General features: G+C 43.6%; 17 protein-coding genes. 12 read left to right on the plus strand and 5 right to left on the minus strand.

All coding sequences use genetic code 11. The annotated features are described in order from the left end of the window. Positions 1 to 73: 73 nt before the first annotated feature. The 4 genes from carA (at position 74) to NCI00_RS26955 (ending at position 3,739) form a co-directional block, all read left to right on the plus strand. Entirely contained in the window at positions 74 to 1,207 is a 1,134-nt protein-coding gene (gene carA, locus NCI00_RS26940; protein ID WP_374758868.1) for a glutamine-hydrolyzing carbamoyl-phosphate synthase small subunit, read from the plus strand. Positions 1,208 to 1,361: 154 nt separating this feature from the next. Continuing rightward, complete coding sequence (locus NCI00_RS26945; protein WP_253532781.1) at positions 1,362 to 2,300, plus strand: bile acid:sodium symporter family protein; 939 nt, start codon at positions 1,362 to 1,364, stop codon at positions 2,298 to 2,300. Between the two features lie 12 nt (positions 2,301 to 2,312). Next, positions 2,313 to 3,080: an SDR family NAD(P)-dependent oxidoreductase gene (locus tag NCI00_RS26950; protein WP_253532782.1), complete on the plus strand. Its 768-nt coding sequence runs from the start codon at positions 2,313 to 2,315 to the stop codon at positions 3,078 to 3,080. Positions 3,081 to 3,112: 32 nt separating this feature from the next. Further along, positions 3,113 to 3,739, plus strand: a complete 627-nt coding sequence (locus NCI00_RS26955) for a LysE family translocator (RefSeq protein WP_253532783.1) — start codon at positions 3,113 to 3,115, stop codon at positions 3,737 to 3,739. A gap of 84 nt (positions 3,740 to 3,823) precedes the next feature. Here NCI00_RS26955 and NCI00_RS26960 read toward each other — a convergent pair whose 3' ends face one another. Continuing rightward, entirely contained in the window at positions 3,824 to 4,066 is a 243-nt protein-coding gene (locus tag NCI00_RS26960; protein WP_013927405.1) for a type B 50S ribosomal protein L31, read from the minus strand. Positions 4,067 to 4,295: 229 nt separating this feature from the next. On the opposite strand from NCI00_RS26960, the gene NCI00_RS26965 reads away from it, so the two are divergent. Both NCI00_RS26965 and NCI00_RS26970 read left to right on the plus strand, forming a co-directional pair. Next, positions 4,296 to 6,401, plus strand: a complete 2,106-nt coding sequence (locus NCI00_RS26965; protein ID WP_253532784.1) for a molybdopterin oxidoreductase family protein — start codon at positions 4,296 to 4,298, stop codon at positions 6,399 to 6,401. A gap of 57 nt (positions 6,402 to 6,458) precedes the next feature. After that, the gene (locus NCI00_RS26970; RefSeq protein WP_253532785.1) at positions 6,459 to 7,202 is read left to right on the plus strand and encodes a glycosyltransferase family 2 protein; all 744 of its coding nucleotides are present in this window, start codon (positions 6,459 to 6,461) and stop codon (positions 7,200 to 7,202) included. A gap of 53 nt (positions 7,203 to 7,255) precedes the next feature. Here the strand turns inward: NCI00_RS26970 and NCI00_RS26975 are convergent, their stop codons facing one another. Together NCI00_RS26975 and NCI00_RS26980 are read right to left on the minus strand one after the other, a co-directional pair. Next, positions 7,256 to 7,897 (minus strand): thioredoxin family protein, encoded by a 642-nt coding sequence (locus NCI00_RS26975; protein WP_253532786.1) that lies wholly within the window; start codon positions 7,895 to 7,897, stop codon positions 7,256 to 7,258. Positions 7,898 to 7,941: 44 nt separating this feature from the next. Continuing rightward, positions 7,942 to 8,427 carry a TlpA disulfide reductase family protein gene (locus NCI00_RS26980; protein ID WP_253532788.1) on the minus strand — a complete coding sequence of 162 codons (486 nt, stop codon included), beginning with the start codon at positions 8,425 to 8,427 and terminating at the stop codon, positions 7,942 to 7,944. A 156-nt stretch (positions 8,428 to 8,583) separates the two neighbouring features. Here NCI00_RS26980 and accC point away from each other — a divergent pair, with 156 nt between their 5' ends. Beyond that, positions 8,584 to 10,083: an acetyl-CoA carboxylase biotin carboxylase subunit gene (gene accC / locus NCI00_RS26985; protein WP_253532790.1), complete on the plus strand. Its 1,500-nt coding sequence runs from the start codon at positions 8,584 to 8,586 to the stop codon at positions 10,081 to 10,083. A gap of 68 nt (positions 10,084 to 10,151) precedes the next feature. On the opposite strand, the gene NCI00_RS26990 is transcribed toward accC, so the two are convergent. Beyond that, positions 10,152 to 10,565: a DoxX family protein gene (locus tag NCI00_RS26990; RefSeq protein ID WP_253532792.1), complete on the minus strand. Its 414-nt coding sequence runs from the start codon at positions 10,563 to 10,565 to the stop codon at positions 10,152 to 10,154. 118 nt (positions 10,566 to 10,683) lie between these two features. On the opposite strand from NCI00_RS26990, the gene NCI00_RS26995 reads away from it, so the two are divergent. The 5 genes from NCI00_RS26995 (at position 10,684) to NCI00_RS27015 (ending at position 14,870) form a co-directional block, all read left to right on the plus strand. Beyond that, entirely contained in the window at positions 10,684 to 11,064 is a 381-nt protein-coding gene (locus NCI00_RS26995) for a DUF8478 family putative metalloprotein (protein ID WP_253532794.1), read from the plus strand. Between the two features lie 94 nt (positions 11,065 to 11,158). Further along, positions 11,159 to 13,453, plus strand: a complete 2,295-nt coding sequence (locus NCI00_RS27000; RefSeq protein ID WP_253532796.1) for a TonB-dependent receptor — start codon at positions 11,159 to 11,161, stop codon at positions 13,451 to 13,453. Next, on the plus strand, positions 13,450 to 13,914 hold the full coding sequence (locus NCI00_RS27005; protein WP_253532798.1) for a thioredoxin family protein: 465 nt from the start codon (positions 13,450 to 13,452) through the stop codon (positions 13,912 to 13,914). Before NCI00_RS27000 ends, NCI00_RS27005 begins: the two co-directional genes overlap by 4 nt. 79 nt (positions 13,915 to 13,993) lie before the next feature. Next, positions 13,994 to 14,392: a group III truncated hemoglobin gene (locus tag NCI00_RS27010; RefSeq protein WP_253532800.1), complete on the plus strand. Its 399-nt coding sequence runs from the start codon at positions 13,994 to 13,996 to the stop codon at positions 14,390 to 14,392. Between the two features lie 166 nt (positions 14,393 to 14,558). Then, on the plus strand, positions 14,559 to 14,870 hold the full coding sequence (locus tag NCI00_RS27015) for an isoamylase early set domain-containing protein (protein ID WP_114070338.1): 312 nt from the start codon (positions 14,559 to 14,561) through the stop codon (positions 14,868 to 14,870). Positions 14,871 to 14,926: 56 nt separating this feature from the next. On the opposite strand, the gene NCI00_RS27020 is transcribed toward NCI00_RS27015, so the two are convergent. Beyond that, positions 14,927 to 15,346, minus strand: a complete 420-nt coding sequence (locus NCI00_RS27020) for a hotdog fold thioesterase (protein ID WP_253532802.1) — start codon at positions 15,344 to 15,346, stop codon at positions 14,927 to 14,929. Positions 15,347 to 15,411: the final 65 nt, after the last annotated feature.

Here is a 15,411-nt window from a genome sequence, read left to right on the forward strand (position 1 = left end):
TAGCCCCTTTTTTTTGAAATTTGCAAAATCAAATTAAAGTTGTCATAAATACAGGGAAAAAATAAACTCGTTTATGACAACCGTAACCATACAATACCAATATAAAATGGGTTCTCAACAACCAGCACTCTTACTTCTTGAAGACGGAACAGCACTGAAAGGTTTAGCTCTCGGTAAAATCGGTACCATGGGTGGTGAAATATGTTTCAACACTGGTATGACGGGTTATCAGGAAATCTATACTGATCCATCTTACTATGGTCAAATTGTAGTTAATACAAATGCGCACATCGGCAATTATGGTGTACAACTGGAAAGTGAGGAAGAATCCAGCTCAATCAAAATAAGCGGGATGGTCTGTAATTCATTCTCGCAGATTTATTCTCGGAAAACAGCCGACTTTTCGCTTCAATCATACTTCGAAAAAGCCAATATCGTTGGCATAAGCGAAGTGGATACCCGCCAGTTAGTACGTCATGTGCGACAAAAAGGAGTTATGAATGCGATTATTTCGTCCGAAATACTCGATGAGAAAAAATTAATGGAACACCTGAAAGAGGTTCCGAGCATGGATGGATTGGAACTGTCGTCGTTGGTGAGTACGACCGAGCCCTATTTTATGGGCGATGAATCAACGTCTCAGTATCGTATAGCGGTGATGGATTATGGGGTTAAAAAAAGCATTTTGTTGAATTTAACCCAACGGGGATGTTTTTGTAAAGTGTTTCCCGCTAAAACATCTTTTGAAGAGGTAATGGCATGGAACCCAGATGGATTTTTTATCTCAAATGGCCCAGGTGATCCTTCGGCAATGCCTTATGCAGTTAAGACCGTTCAACAGTTTTTGGACACCAATAAACCCCTTTTTGGTATCTGTTTAGGGCATCAAATTTTGGGTTTGGCCAGTGGAATTTCTACTTTTAAAATGCATCACGGGCACAGGGGGTTAAATCACCCCGTGAAAAACTTCCAAACAGGTCTGTGTGAAATAACCTCACAAAACCATGGTTTTGCGGTGAGCCCTGATGAAATCGAGGCGCATCCTGATGTAGAAGTAACCCATATCAATCTTAATGACAAAACAATAGAAGGAATTAAAAGAAAAGATAAGCCAGCGTTTTCGGTGCAATACCACCCCGAAGCTTCGCCAGGCCCTCATGATTCACGTTATCTTTTCGATGATTTTGTAAAATTGTTTGAAGCATAAAAAATACAAATAGTTAAATTCAAAAAGCTTCTTGCCAATGGTAGGAAGCTTTTTGAATTTAAAAGGGGCTTTATAGCCGACTGGCAGTAATTCAGGCTTTGCTTTTGCTTTTGTAGGTGCATTTATGCTTTTAAACCTCTGACTATCTTAACGAATGAAAAGTTACCTGTATACGCTATCCATTATAGTGGCTGCAACACTGGCCATGATTTTTCCAGAATACTTCACCCAGGTCGGAGACTTTCAGTTAAAAACACTCATCGTACCTTTGCTCCAAATCATTATGTTTGGCATGGGTACAACCATGAGCCCTAAAGATTTTGAAGCCGTTGTAAAATCACCAAAGAGTGTAGTTATTGGGCTAATTTGTCAGTTTACAATCATGCCGCTCATTGGGTACACCTTAGCGACAAGTTTTAATTTTCCCCCTGAAATTGCCGCGGGCGTAATTTTGATTGGATGTTCACCTAGTGGCTTAGCATCCAATGTAATGGCTTACATTGCCAAAGCTAACGTAGCGTTGTCGCTTACCATTACTTCATGTGCGACTTTGTTGGCTCCTATTTTAACGCCATTATTGATGAAATTATTAGGAGGAGCATTTATTGAAGTTGACTTCTTTAAGATGATGGTTGAAATTCTGAAAATTATCATATTACCCATTGGCGTGGGATTGATAGTCAATAAAGTGTTTAGAAATCAAACCGAGTTTTTAAATAAGTACATGCCGCTGGTTTCTATGGCTGGGATTGCCCTGATTATTTGCATTATTACGGCAGCTGGGCGCGAAAGTTTACTCAAAGTAGGAGGGGTACTGATTATCTGTACCTTAATCCATAACATAAGTGGTTATTTGTTGGGCTATTGGAGCGCACGAGCGTTAAAACTTCCCGAGCAGGATTGCCGTACGGTGGCGATTGAAGTAGGACTGCAAAATGGTGGATTAGCGTCAGGCATTGCACTGCAAATGGGGAAAGTAGCTACTGTCGGCCTTGCACCAGCACTTTTTGGCCCCATCATGAATATTACAGGCTCATTATTAGCGAGTTGGTGGAGTAAGAAGCCAACCATTGATTCATCTCAAAATAAATAAGTACAACTATTAATGTTACAATTTAAAAATCAGGTTGCCATCGTTACTGGCGCAGGGCAAGGCATTGGACTGGAGATTGCACGACAATTGGCGGAGCAGGGAGCTGCGGTTTTGCTCAATGATTTGGATGAAGAACTGGCCGAGAAAGCTGCTGGATTTATTCAAAAGTCGGGAGGAGAGTGTGTTGCTTACAGTGGCAATGCCGCAGATGTAGATTTTGTGCAGGCCATGGTGAATGAGGCCGTACGCGTGTTTGGTAAACTTACGATAATTGTTGCGAATGCGGGTATCACTACCTTTGGGGACTTTTTTGAGTACACGCCCGAATCTTTACAAAAACTGTTAGATTTAAACCTCCGGGGTAGTTTTTTCTTAACACAGGCCGCGGCGCGACAAATGCGCACACAAGGAGAAGGAGGACGCATTTTGTTGATGTCGTCTGTAACGGGCCATCAAGCGCACCAATTTCTGGCAGCTTATGGCATGACAAAAGCGGCACTCGAAATGTTAGCTAAAAGTTTAGTTGTTGAACTTTCCCCTTACGGTATTACCATTAACGCCGTAGCTCCTGGCGCTACCATGACCGAACGCACCGCTGAAGACCCTGAGTATGAAAAAACGTGGGGACGCATAACGCCAATCGGTCGGCCCGCCAAAGTGCAGGATATTGCCCATGCAGCGTTATTTTTGGTTTCACCTCTAGCGGGGCATATAACGGGGCAATCGCTCGTTGTGGACGGAGGATGGACGGCCGTGAGCCCGTCGCCTTATGAAAGTTGAAACCACCGTAGGACATTGTGCGTTAAGGATGCATGGAAAAAGCTCTTCTTATCCTTCTGACCACGGCAGGAATCAGTTTTGTAGGTTCGCTTCAATTAGGCCCTGTAAATCTTACGGTGATACATACGGTCTTGAAACGCCGCTTAAAGGCTGGATTACTAGTTGCGCTGGGAGGATGTGTGCCCGAATTGATTTATGCCGCCGCCGCCGTATGGGCTGGAATGTGGTTGGAAAAACACCCCGATATTTGGCGACTGCTTGAATGGGCTTCTATTCCGATACTCATTGCGATAGGAATTGTACTTCTTCGGAGTGGTGGCCAAACCATGAATAAAGTGGAATCGTCCACGGGGCGGTCGGATATATTAAAAGGCTTCTCTTTAGCGATTTTGAATCCTCAGCTCTTTCCGTATTGGCTGTTTATACTGGTGCAATTTCAAGGGTATGAACAATTAAAAGTTCATCTACCAAGAGAGCAGATTGCTTTTGTGATGGGGGCAGTTTTGGGGGCGGTAGGCTTATTGTTTGGGGTTGCCTATTTGACCAGCCGATACCGGGAAAAATTGCTTGGGAAGTTGGGAAGAATTAACCTTAATCAATTACTGGGTTGGATATTTTTAGGAATGGCGGGTTTACAGTTTTTTAAACTTATCCACTGAAAAAACAAAAAAGCGATAAACTGCCTGAAGCAACTTATCGCTTTTTTATTTCGATTTCCAATTAAATCAGGAAATAACGGATGACTACTTCTTTCCGTATTTCTTGAAGAATTTATCAACACGACCTGTTGTGTCAATCAAAGTGTTCTTGCCAGTATAGAATGGGTGAGATTCTGAACTAACTTCGACTTTGTAAACAGGATAGTTTTTGCCTTCGAAATCAATGGTTTCTTTGGTAGGTGCGCAAGAACGCGTGATGAATTTGTGATCGCTCGACAAATCCCAAAAAACTACCTCTCTGTAATCTGGATGAATGCCCTTTTTCATTTCTGTATCAACTATTTATGATGTTACTGTGCTTTTTCTAAAACGGGACGCAAAGATAGTAACTTTTTGAAAATCAAAAAAGTATCTAAAAAAAGAAGTTAGAAAGTGGAAGGAGAAAGAAAAAGTAAAGTGTTCATTTACAGTGTGTTGACGCTTTATTGTTTTTCGCCTAAAAAACACACAATCAGCATTCAGAAAATTGATAAATTGCATCAAACAAGCTAAAAACATGACAAATCCCAGTGTTCATTACCGTGCGTGCAATTTATGCGAAGCTATTTGTGGATTAGAGATTACTTACACAGGCGCTGAAGTTCTGGCCATCAACGGCGATAAAAACGACCCGTTTAGCAGAGGTCATATTTGCCCTAAAGCATTGGCATTAAAGGATATATATGAAGACACAAACCGACTTAAGTTGCCATTAAAGCGTACCGAAAAAGGGTGGGAAACAATAAGTTGGCCAGAAGCATTTGATGATATAGCGGCGAAGCTAAAAGCAATTCAGGAGCGCGATGGCCATAACGCCGTTGCTATGTATGCTGGCAATCCGTCGGTCCATAATTCGGGGACGTTCCTCTCTGGAACGGGGTTGATGCGGGCATTAAAGACCCAAAATATATATTCTGCTACTTCTGTAGACCAGCTGCCTCATCATTTTGCGGCTTGGCAAATGTTCGGGCATCCTTTTCTATTGCCTATTCCCGACATTGACCGTACTGGTTTTTGGCTTATAATGGGCGGTAATCCCATTGCTTCTAATGGAAGTCTAATGACGGTTCCCGATGTGGCTAACCGACTGAAAGCCATCCAACAACGGGGTGGAAAAGTGGTAGTGATTGACCCACGTTTTACCGAAACTGCCGCTAAAGCCGATGCCCATCATTTTATTCGCCCAGGTACAGATGTGTTTTTACTGTTGGCGATGTTGCAGGTTGTTTTTGACGAAGGCTTAGACAAAACGCCCGCTTTTGTTACGGGATTGGATGAGTTAAGGGCACTGGTGGCCGAATTTTTACCAGAAAAAGTAGAAGTGCAAACGGGCATCGCGGCTGATGCCATTCGAAACTTAACCCGGGCGTTTGCAAATGCTCCTTCAGCCGTTGTGTATGGACGCGTCGGGCTTTCAATGCAAGCATTTGGTGGGGCATGTCAATGGCTCTTAAATGCCTTGAATGTAGTGACTGGCAATATTGATCGGGCTGGTACGGCCATGTTTACTCACCCTGCCGTGGATATATTGGCCAATACTAAAGGAGTTTATAATAAGTACAATCGTCATCGTAGCCGAGTTCGGGGTTTACCCGAATTCATGGGCGAGCTTCCTGTATCAGTGCTTGCAGAAGAAATACTGACTGAAGGGGATGGGCAGATAAAAGCACTGATTACCAGTTGTGGTAATCCAATCCTGTCAACACCCAATGGTCGGCAATTGGATAAAGCACTTGAAAGACTGGAATTCATGGTCGCGATTGATATTTACATTAATGAAACCACCCGCCATGCAGATTATATTTTACCGCCAGCTACGGGCTTGGAGGTGGCACATTACGATTTGACATTCAACGCCTTGGCCGTTCGAAACGTTACGCGTTTTTCGGAGCCCTTGTTTCCCAAAGCAGAAAATGGAAAATACGATTGGGAGATTTTTCAAGAATTATCGGCGCGGCTTTCAGAAGAAATTGGGGCCGTTCCTCAAGACCCGCACGTAAAAGTTGACTTGGGCCTGCGTTTTGGTGGGTATAATTTAAGCTTAGAACAGCTCCGTCAACATCCTCATGGGTTGGATTTGGGACCGTTACGGCCTGATTTACCAAATCGGTTATTGACGCAGGATAAAAAAATTCATCTTGCTCCCGAGCTATTGGTAAAAGATATGAGCCGTATCAGGAAGGTTTGGAAGGAAAGTAAGGTAAATACGCACTTCGACTTGTTATTGACCAATCGTCGGCATTTACGTGATAATAACTCTTGGCTGCATAACTCGCATCGACTGGTGAAAGGCCGCAATCGGTGTACATTAATGATGCATCCCGACGATGCTAGGCAACGTGCTATTTCTGAGATGGATAGTGTAAAAATCAGTTCACGGGTAGGGGAGGTGACGGTTCCTGTCGAAATTACGGAGAAGGTAATGAAAGGCACCGTAAGTCTGCCTCACGGATACGGCCATGGGCGAGAGGGCGTCCAACTTTCGGTAGCACAAACGCACGCAGGAGTGAGTGTCAACGACTTGACAGATGACTTGGTCATTGATGAATTGACTGGCAATGCGGTTTTTGTGGGAGTGCCTGTCCGAGTGGAAGTTTTGGAAGCGATTGGAAATACTGTTTGATAAGACTAATTTTGCCGCTGTGCAGTTCATAAAACGTTGAATTGCAGAATCTGATTTATGTATAAAAACAAAAAAGTGATTGTTGTAATGCCTGCGTACAAGGCAGCGCTTACGCTCGAAAAAACGTATCTTGAAATACCTTTTGATTTGGTCGATGAGGTGATTTTGGTGGATGATGCCAGTCCAGACAACACTGCCGAAGTGGCAGAGCGGCTTGGGATTAAACACGTCATTCGCCACGATAAAAATAAGGGTTATGGGGGCAACCAAAAAACCTGCTATTCTAAAGCACTTGAACTTGAGGGCGATATCGTCATCATGCTTCATCCTGATTATCAGTACACTCCCTTGCTACTTACGGCCATGATTTCAATCATTGGTAATGATCTTTACCCAGTTGTATTTGGGTCAAGAATTTTGGGAAAAGGTGCGCTCAAAGGCGGAATGCCGATGTATAAATACATTGCTAATCGGTTTTTGACGCTTGCGCAAAATATTCTAATGAATCAAAAATTGTCGGAATACCATACGGGGTATCGCGCCTTTTCTGGCGAAGTACTAAGAAATGTTCCTTTTAATAAGTGCGATGATGATTTTGTCTTTGACAACGAAATGATTGCCCAAGTTTTCTGGAAAGGTTACGAAATTGCAGAAGTGACGTGCCCGACCAAGTATTTTGATGAAGCCTCTTCCATTAATTTTCAACGAAGTATGAAGTATGGGTTGGGGGTTTTGAGAGTCTCTGGCCGGTATTGCTTGGCCAAGTTGGGTCTTTGGAAGTGGAGTTTACTGGAAGCCTAACAGAAAAGGACCAACAAACGTTGGCCCTTTTCTGTTAGATGGTATCCGAAAATTTAAGCGTCTTTCCAGCCAATGGCGCAGCCAACGGCTTTCGTTTGGGTTACAACTACTGGCTTGCCCATCAGAATATTGGATACGGCATCTTCCACGTATCTTTTGGTTACTCCAGCCGGGTCTTGATAATTGTCGTCGATGGTTCCGATGTACTGTACCGTAAATTTGCCACCATCGTTTCGTAGTATAAATACGTGAGGAGTACGGGTAGCGCCGAATGCTTTCGCGACCCCCTGTGTGTCGTCTTGTAAATAAGGAAATGTAAACCCTTTTTCCTGAGCGCGTTTTTTCATGTTGTCAAAGGAATTTTCTTCATAATCGCCAGCATCGTTAGAGTTGATGGCTAATACCGGAAAGCCCTGCGCGGCGTATTTTTTATCTAGTCCGATGATACGCTCTTCATAGGCCTTCGAAAAAGGACAATGATTGCTAGTAAACACCACAATTACGCCTTTTTTATCTTTGTAATTTGATAAAGAAACAACGTTGCCGTCTACGTTTTTAAGCTTGAAGTCGGCCACGGTTCCACCTATCGGATAGCCCGCAGGCGGGGTTTGAGTGCTCTCTTTTCGGAGTGCAGCGCTGACCAAAGTACCTAAGGTCAGGGTTATGATAAATGGTACCCAAAATTTCTTTTTCATATTAGTTATGTTAACTGCTGTTTTGACCCTATTCGATTAAAAAGTCACAGAAAATCAGATAGTTCCTTCACCAAACGGTCATAGTCTAATTTTTGTTCAAAAAAGACTTTTTTCTTTTTTTGATTGTTGACAATCAACGTTGCTGGAATCGCCCCCGACCATTCGGTGCTGATTTTATCAATCCAATTGTTGGCGTCGGGTTCATTCAACAACCAAACTTTTCCCGTGAGTTGATGTTGACTTACAAACGGAATTACCCGCGCCGTTAAATCCTTTGCAAAATCCATGCTAACCATGATTACTTTGACATTCCGGTCTTTGTAATTTTTTTGAACCTCTTCAAAGTGCGGCAATTCTGCCACGCAGGGTTTGCACCACGTTGCCCAGAAGTTGACAATGTATGTTGTATCAGACGACTGTGACAAAATGTTTTGGATTTCTTTCCATTTCACAACCGATACCTCCTGAGCCTGAACGAGTTGATGCCCAAAAAATAACCAAGTGCCCAACAATCTAATGCTTTTTATCATTAGCCTATAGTGATTTACCAATATAAATTTAACTCATTTAACGATAAGTTGTAACTTTCGGTGCTTTTAAAAGCACAAAAGTTATTCATTGATTTAAGTAGGTTGTGTGTTTCTGGGCAACAGCCGATTTGAATTTATATAATCTAATGATTTCCAATGCCTTCTATAAAAAAAATCCTCGTTGCCAACCGTGGTGAAATTGCGTTGCGTGTGATGCGCACCGCCCGTGAAATGGGCATCAAAACAGTAGCCGTATATAGCGAGCCTGACCGTACGGCCTTGCATGTCAGATACGCCGACGAGTCGGTGTGTATTGGTCCGGCAGCCTCCTCAGAATCTTATTTGCGAGGCGACAAAATCATTGAAGTGTGTAAGCAGTTAGGAGTCGACGCAATTCATCCAGGATACGGGTTTTTGTCGGAAAATGCCCGCTTTTCGCAGATGGTAAAAGACGCAGGGCTCATTTTTATTGGCCCGTCGGCGGAGAGCATTGAGATTATGGGCGATAAATTATCGGCCAAACGAACTGTGGCGAAGTACAATATTCCGATGGTGCCCGGCACGCCCGATGCGGTTGAAGACCGCGCTGAGGCTAAATTAATTGCCAATCAAATTGGCTATCCCGTTTTGATTAAGGCCAGTGCTGGTGGTGGTGGAAAAGGGATGCGGATTGTTGAAAATGAAGAAGAGTTTGATGAACAAATGGAGCGTGCCGTCAGTGAGGCGATTTCCTCGTTTGGCGATGGTGCCGTTTTTGTCGAAAAATACGTCGCCTCGCCTCGGCACGTAGAAATTCAAGTGTTGGGGGACCAACACGGAAACATCATTCATTTATTTGAGCGTGAATGCTCGGTACAGCGTCGGCACCAAAAAGTGGTGGAAGAAGCACCTTCGTCCTGCCTGACGCCCGAAATCCGGGAAGCCATGGGTAAATGCGCCGTTGACGTAGCGCGTTCATGCGGGTATTATGGTGCGGGAACGGTAGAGTTTATTGTCGACGAAAAACTCAATTTCTATTTTCTGGAGATGAATACCCGTTTGCAAGTAGAACACCCCGTGTCGGAGATGATTACGGGCGTAGACTTAGTACGGCAAATGATTTATATCGCGGAAGGAAAGGCCTTAGAAATCAAACAGGAGGACCTGAAAATCAACGGCCATGCGATGGAAGTACGCGTCTATGCCGAAGACCCGACCAACAATTTTTTGCCAGATGTGGGCACTTTACATACCTACGTTCGTCCGCAGGGTAACGGTGTCCGAGTAGATGATGGGTTTGAGCAAGGCATGGCTATTCCGATTTACTACGACCCAATGATTGCAAAATTGATAACGTATGCGGCTACGCGTCAGGAGTCTATTGATAAGATGGTAAGGGCCATCGATGAGTACGAAATCACGGGTGTACAAACGACGTTGGGCTTCTGCCGATTTGTGATGTTACACGAAGCATTTACTTCGGGGCAATTTGATACCCATTTTGTGAAGCACTATTTTACCCCAGAAGTACTCAAAAAAGGCATCGATGAAGAGGAGGCCCAAATTGCGGCGGCGTTGGTGGGGTATTTGATGGAGCAGGCAAAGAAGCCAGCCAGTGGCAGCACGGGCGCGGCAGTACCCGTTAAAAGTAAGTGGAAAGCCAACCGAATGAACTAACCGTAAAAGTATAGTATATTTTATACGCCGCTAAAGACCGAAAAATTGGGCACTTTAGCGGCGTATTCTTAAAAGGCGTACAAGACAAACCCCGCCATTGTCATCAGAAAGTAAGGTACTAATGCCGCTGCTCCAGCATAATCCTGCGCAATTCGTTGTCCAAAAAACAGACACACCAACGATAACCCTCCCAAGCCCATGCCCGTAGCTGCAACACTGTTGCCCGCGTCGTGTCCAAGTAGGAGTAAAAGTAAGCCAACCAATGAGGTGACACCCGCCGATGTTTCGAGCAACGTAATGACGGGCATCAGCAAACCAACGGTAGAAGCAAGGGGTGATTTTTTGAAATGGTCTTTAAAATAATCCAGATTTCCTTGATAATGAAAGACTTTATCCAAGCCCGACTGGGTGAATAGAATTCCGTTAAACGCCGCAAAAAAGAGTTTAGAAAGTAGTAATACAGAAAATCCAAAAAGTTCCATAGAAATTAATGTTGTAAGGGTGAGACGCGTGTAAATTTCGTGGTTTTTGGCAATTATTTTGTGGATTTAAACTTTTTATCAAATAACGTAGTTAAATTTACGAAACAACACCATCTCCATGCTCTTCAGTCAGCGCATACGAAAAACAATCGCCAATGGCATCTTGGTGCTTTTTGCCCTGATGCTCCTGAATGGCATTGTATTCCGGCACGCGCACAAACTGTCGAGCGGAAAAATAATTACCCACGCCCACCCTTACAAACCGTCCAATCCTAATACTCCTTTTCAGCCCAACGATCACACCAGCAATGAGATTTTTTTGCTGGAGACGGTCACCAATGCGGTGTTTGTGGGATTGACCTTAACGGTAGCTTTGGCAAGCGTCAAAATCAGTCAGATTGTTTTTTCCAAAAAACAGTCCTTCTACTTATTAACGGCGTATCGTAAGCCATTCTTTGGCAATTTCTCTCATCGAGGCCCGCCTGCTCATCAGTGTTAATGATTTCATTTCTTTAATGGATTTCCATGTCAAAACCTGCAATAAGGGATTGATGTGGATGTATTGCATCATTATTTATTTACACTGATTCTCAATGAAGAAACTATATGTATTGCTGGCATTTTTGCTGGTACAACTTTCTGCGTATGCCCAAACAGGAAGTATAAGGGGTACGGTGACCGTAAAAGGAAAACCGCTTGAGTTTGCTACGGCAGCCCTTAAGGGTACACAATATGGTACTACCACCAATGAATTAGGGGTTTTTGAGCTTAAAAATGTAAAGTACGGAACGTATCAGTTGGTTATATCGTCTATCGGATACCGCAATATCACTAAGGCGGTGACGATTTCGGAAGCGAAGTTTTTTCAGGAGCTTACTCTTCAAACCGAAGAATTGGAAAATTCGCTCAGTGAGGTGGTGGTTACAGGAACCATGAAAGAAGTATCAAAGCTTGACAGTCCTGTCCCCGTTGAAATTTACACGCCCGTTTTTTTTAAGCGAAACCCAGTGCCAAATCTCTTTGAATCACTGCAAAACATCAACGGTATTCGGCCGCAGCTAAACTGTAATGTTTGCAACACGGGCGACATTCACATTAATGGCTTGGAAGGCCCTTACACCATGATTATGATTGACGGAATGCCCATCGTTTCGGGCTTGTCGACGGTGTATGGTTTGAGCGGAATTCCGAGTGCGCTTATTGAGCGGGTAGAAATCGTAAAAGGCCCTGCATCAACGCTCTATGGCTCCGAAGCGGTAGGTGGTTTGATAAATGTTATTACTAAAAAACCATCTTCTGCTCCTTTGGTGTCGGCTGATGTAATGGGAACTTCATGGTCGGAGTTTAATACTGATTTGGGGGTTAAATACCGAGTAGGTGAAAAAGTCCAATCATTGTTTGGTCTAAACTATTTTAATTTTCAGCAACCAACCGATAAAAACGGCGACGGCTTTACGGATATTACCCTTCAAAATCGTATTTCATTATTCAATAAATTTAGTGTTGAACGTAAAGATAATCGTTTGTTTACGGTAGGTGCCCGCTACGTGTACGAAGACCGTTGGGGAGGTCAAACTCAATGGACTCCCAAATACCGAGGAAGTAATGAAGTGTACGCTGAAACGATTCAAACCAAACGATGGGAGGTGATAGGGGCGTATCAATTGCCTATCAAAGAGAAAATCACGTTTCAATTTTCGGCCAACGGCCACAATCAGGATTCATACTACGGCACGACTCCCTTTAACGCTCTTCAAACGATTGCTTTCGGACAGTTAACCTGGGATAAGAAAGCGGGAGAAAATCATGATTTTCTGATTGGCACTGCTCTTCGCTACACACACTACGACGATAATACGCCTGCCACCGCTACTGATGGTCGGAATGCGCCTTCGGTTGTGAAACTCCCCGGAATATTTGCCCAAGATGAAATTTCACTGAATGCCAATAACAAATTGTTGTTAGGACTTCGCTATGACTACAACTCCGTTCACGGAAGTATTCTGACGCCCCGTTTAAACTACAAATGGACCTCCACGGACAAGCGAAATGTGTTGCGGGCGAGTTTTGGCAATGGCTACCGCGTAGCCAACGTATTTACCGAAGACCACGCTGCCCTGACGGGAGCGCGGCAGGTGGTATTTACGGAAGAATTGAAGCCCGAACGCTCGTGGAACGGCAACGTGAATTACGTTCGCAAATTCTTCCTGACAAACGGAAGCTTTATTGGCTTGGACGCCACGGCCTTTTATACTTATTTCAACAATCGTATTATTCCCGACTACTTAACCGACCCCAACAAAATCATTTACAGCAATTTAGCGGGTAACGCCGTGTCGCGCGGGATTTCGCTAAACGTGGATTTTTCTTTTGCTAACGGCCTGAAAGCCATGGCAGGCGCTACGGCCATGGATGTATTCCAACGAGAGGATAACGGAAGTGGGGAGTTGGTAAAAATGACGCAATTGCTGACGGAGAAATTTACGGGTGTGTGGTCTGTGTCGTACTCTTTTCAGCGCATCGGTTTGTCGATTGATTATACTGGAAATCTGTATGGCCCCATGAAATTGCCCACTTTAGGGCCGATGGACCCGCGTCCAGAGTATTCGCCTTGGTGGAGCTTACAGAATATTCAAGTGACCAAGAAATTTAACAACGGGCTAGAAATTTATGGAGGTGTAAAAAATCTGCTGAACTTTACCCCGCCGCGCGATGCCATTGCCCGGGCTTTTGACCCTTTTGATAAACAAGTAACTTTTGGTGCTGACGGGCAGGTGATTCCGACGCCCAATAACCCCAATGCGTTAACGTTTGACCCCTCGTACGTATATGCCCCCAACCAAGGCATTCGTACATTTTTGGGAATTAGATATAATTTATTCAAATGAAAAAAGGCATTCTCATCTTGATTTTCGCTTGGTTTGGGCTTTATACCACTCAGGTAGAAGCCCAAACTCTGCAATGGACGTCATTTGAGCATCTCAATGACAGCCTGCGAAAAGAGCGCCGTCCTTTGCTGATTTTTATCCATACAGATTGGTGTAAGTACTGCAAAATGATGGAGTTGAAAACATTTACCGAACCCGAACTGGTGAAGGTGTTAAACGCTCAATTTTATTGTTTGGACCTTAATGCCGAAGATACCCGTACGATTCTGTTTTTAAATAAAAAGTATAAATTTAAACCTACGGGCGTCAATACTGGCGTGCATGAATTGGCAGAACTACTCGGAACCGACAAAGGCCGGTTAACGTATCCTACAACGGTTTTCTTTGATCAACATCTGCAATTGCAAAATAGAATGGTAGGAGCCCTGGAAGCCAAACAGTTGCAGCAGCTTTTTGAATGACTAGGCATTTTTACATGATTTTTGTCATTACATTCAACCAAGTCCGGCACCTATCTTGCCGGACATTTGTTTTTATACCATGCCAAAACTATTAGAAACCCGTGAAGATGTAGAGCTGATGGTTAATCAGTTTTACCAAAAAATTCGTCAGGATGCTGAGCTTGGGTATATTTTTGAGGAGGTTGCACACATAGATTGGGAGCTGCATCTTCCCAAAATGTATGATTTTTGGGAAGGAATTTTGCTGGGAACCGCCAATTATATGGGTCGTCCTATGCCGCCTCATTTTCGCCTTACCACCAAGCATACACTTACGCCCGAGCACTTCGACCGTTGGCTTCATTTGTTTTTTGAAAATGTGGATGCCTTGTTTGAAGGTGATATTGCCGCCGAAGCCAAGTACCGTGCTTATAGTATAGCAACAATTATGAACCAACGGGTTCAGCAGGTAAATGCGCAGATTTCGGAAGAAAATTGATTTTGAAGGGGTTAGATAAAATGGTTTTTTTGGGGGTTAATTGTAATGATGAAGTTTTTAAATGTACTTTTAGAAGAATATTGATAGGTAACTAATTGGTATTCATTGACTTTAATTGTATTTATTTTATACCTTTGTGCTGCAAACCAAAACCAACAAAAACACTATGGCTATTGCAAAGCAATTTTTGAAAAGCAAACCTGTCTGCAAAGTAACGTTCTCTCTGTCTGCTGATGTAGTGGCAGATGCTAAAGATGTAGCAGTAGTAGGCGAGTTTAATGACTGGGCTGCCGAAGCCGCTACTAAATTGAAGAAACAGAAAGATGGTTCATATAAAGCAACGCTCGAATTGGAAGCCGGAAAAGAATATGCTTTCCGTTATTTAATCGACGGCGCTACCTGGACCAACGACGAAGCCGCTGACAAATATATCCCAAGCGGAGTATCTTACGAAGAGAACTCAGTAATCGTTCTGTAAGAAAAAACACTGCCAAAACGCCTCTCTCTAAAGATAGAAAGAGGCGTTTTGTTGTTTTATAGGTTGATAATAGCCATTGTTAAACGGCTGATACAAACCAGTTTGTTTTCTTCATTTGTGATGCGGATTTCCCAGACGTGCGTCGTTCGACCGATGTGAAGAGGGGTAGATTTTCCGTATACCCACCCACTTTTTACCGCTCTAATATGATTGGCATTAATGTCAAGCCCTACGGCTTGCTGCTTGGTGGTGTCGGGCAAGAGCAGGAATGACGAGAGGCTACCGAGGGTTTCGGCCAACACAACAGATGCCCCCCCGTGCAATATACCAAACGGTTGATGCGTACGGTGGTCAACGGGCATTCGCGCCACGAGATAATCCTCGCCGATTTCAAGGTATTCGATGCCTAAATGGTCGCCAATGGTGTTTTTGTTCCATTGTTGAAGTTGTTCGAGCGCAATATTTTTGTTGAACATCAGGAAAAGGGGTATTTTTGTAAACAGAATTTAAGTCGGGGGCGGGTCGTTTGATTTTGAAAGTT

It is taken from the genome of Runella salmonicolor, from assembly GCF_024158025.1.
GTDB lineage: Bacteria > Bacteroidota > Bacteroidia > Cytophagales > Spirosomataceae > Runella > Runella salmonicolor.

What these genes read in the sequence shown, in the direction of transcription:
- carA (WP_374758868.1), top strand. Translation starts at nt 74, where the DNA reads ATGACAACCGTAACCATACAATACCAATATAAAATGGGTTCTCAACAA.
- NCI00_RS26945 (WP_253532781.1), top strand. Translation starts at nt 1,362, where the DNA reads ATGAAAAGTTACCTGTATACGCTATCCATTATAGTGGCTGCAACACTG.
- NCI00_RS26950 (WP_253532782.1), top strand. Translation starts at nt 2,313, where the DNA reads ATGTTACAATTTAAAAATCAGGTTGCCATCGTTACTGGCGCAGGGCAA.
- NCI00_RS26955 (WP_253532783.1), top strand. Translation starts at nt 3,113, where the DNA reads ATGGAAAAAGCTCTTCTTATCCTTCTGACCACGGCAGGAATCAGTTTT.
- NCI00_RS26960 (WP_013927405.1), bottom strand. Translation starts at nt 4,066, where the DNA reads ATGAAAAAGGGCATTCATCCAGATTACAGAGAGGTAGTTTTTTGGGAT.
- NCI00_RS26965 (WP_253532784.1), top strand. Translation starts at nt 4,296, where the DNA reads ATGACAAATCCCAGTGTTCATTACCGTGCGTGCAATTTATGCGAAGCT.
- NCI00_RS26970 (WP_253532785.1), top strand. Translation starts at nt 6,459, where the DNA reads ATGTATAAAAACAAAAAAGTGATTGTTGTAATGCCTGCGTACAAGGCA.
- NCI00_RS26975 (WP_253532786.1), bottom strand. Translation starts at nt 7,897, where the DNA reads ATGAAAAAGAAATTTTGGGTACCATTTATCATAACCCTGACCTTAGGT.
- NCI00_RS26980 (WP_253532788.1), bottom strand. Translation starts at nt 8,427, where the DNA reads ATGATAAAAAGCATTAGATTGTTGGGCACTTGGTTATTTTTTGGGCAT.
- accC (WP_253532790.1), top strand. Translation starts at nt 8,584, where the DNA reads ATGCCTTCTATAAAAAAAATCCTCGTTGCCAACCGTGGTGAAATTGCG.
- NCI00_RS26990 (WP_253532792.1), bottom strand. Translation starts at nt 10,565, where the DNA reads ATGGAACTTTTTGGATTTTCTGTATTACTACTTTCTAAACTCTTTTTT.
- NCI00_RS26995 (WP_253532794.1), top strand. Translation starts at nt 10,684, where the DNA reads ATGCTCTTCAGTCAGCGCATACGAAAAACAATCGCCAATGGCATCTTG.
- NCI00_RS27000 (WP_253532796.1), top strand. Translation starts at nt 11,159, where the DNA reads ATGAAGAAACTATATGTATTGCTGGCATTTTTGCTGGTACAACTTTCT.
- NCI00_RS27005 (WP_253532798.1), top strand. Translation starts at nt 13,450, where the DNA reads ATGAAAAAAGGCATTCTCATCTTGATTTTCGCTTGGTTTGGGCTTTAT.
- NCI00_RS27010 (WP_253532800.1), top strand. Translation starts at nt 13,994, where the DNA reads ATGCCAAAACTATTAGAAACCCGTGAAGATGTAGAGCTGATGGTTAAT.
- NCI00_RS27015 (WP_114070338.1), top strand. Translation starts at nt 14,559, where the DNA reads ATGGCTATTGCAAAGCAATTTTTGAAAAGCAAACCTGTCTGCAAAGTA.
- NCI00_RS27020 (WP_253532802.1), bottom strand. Translation starts at nt 15,346, where the DNA reads ATGTTCAACAAAAATATTGCGCTCGAACAACTTCAACAATGGAACAAA.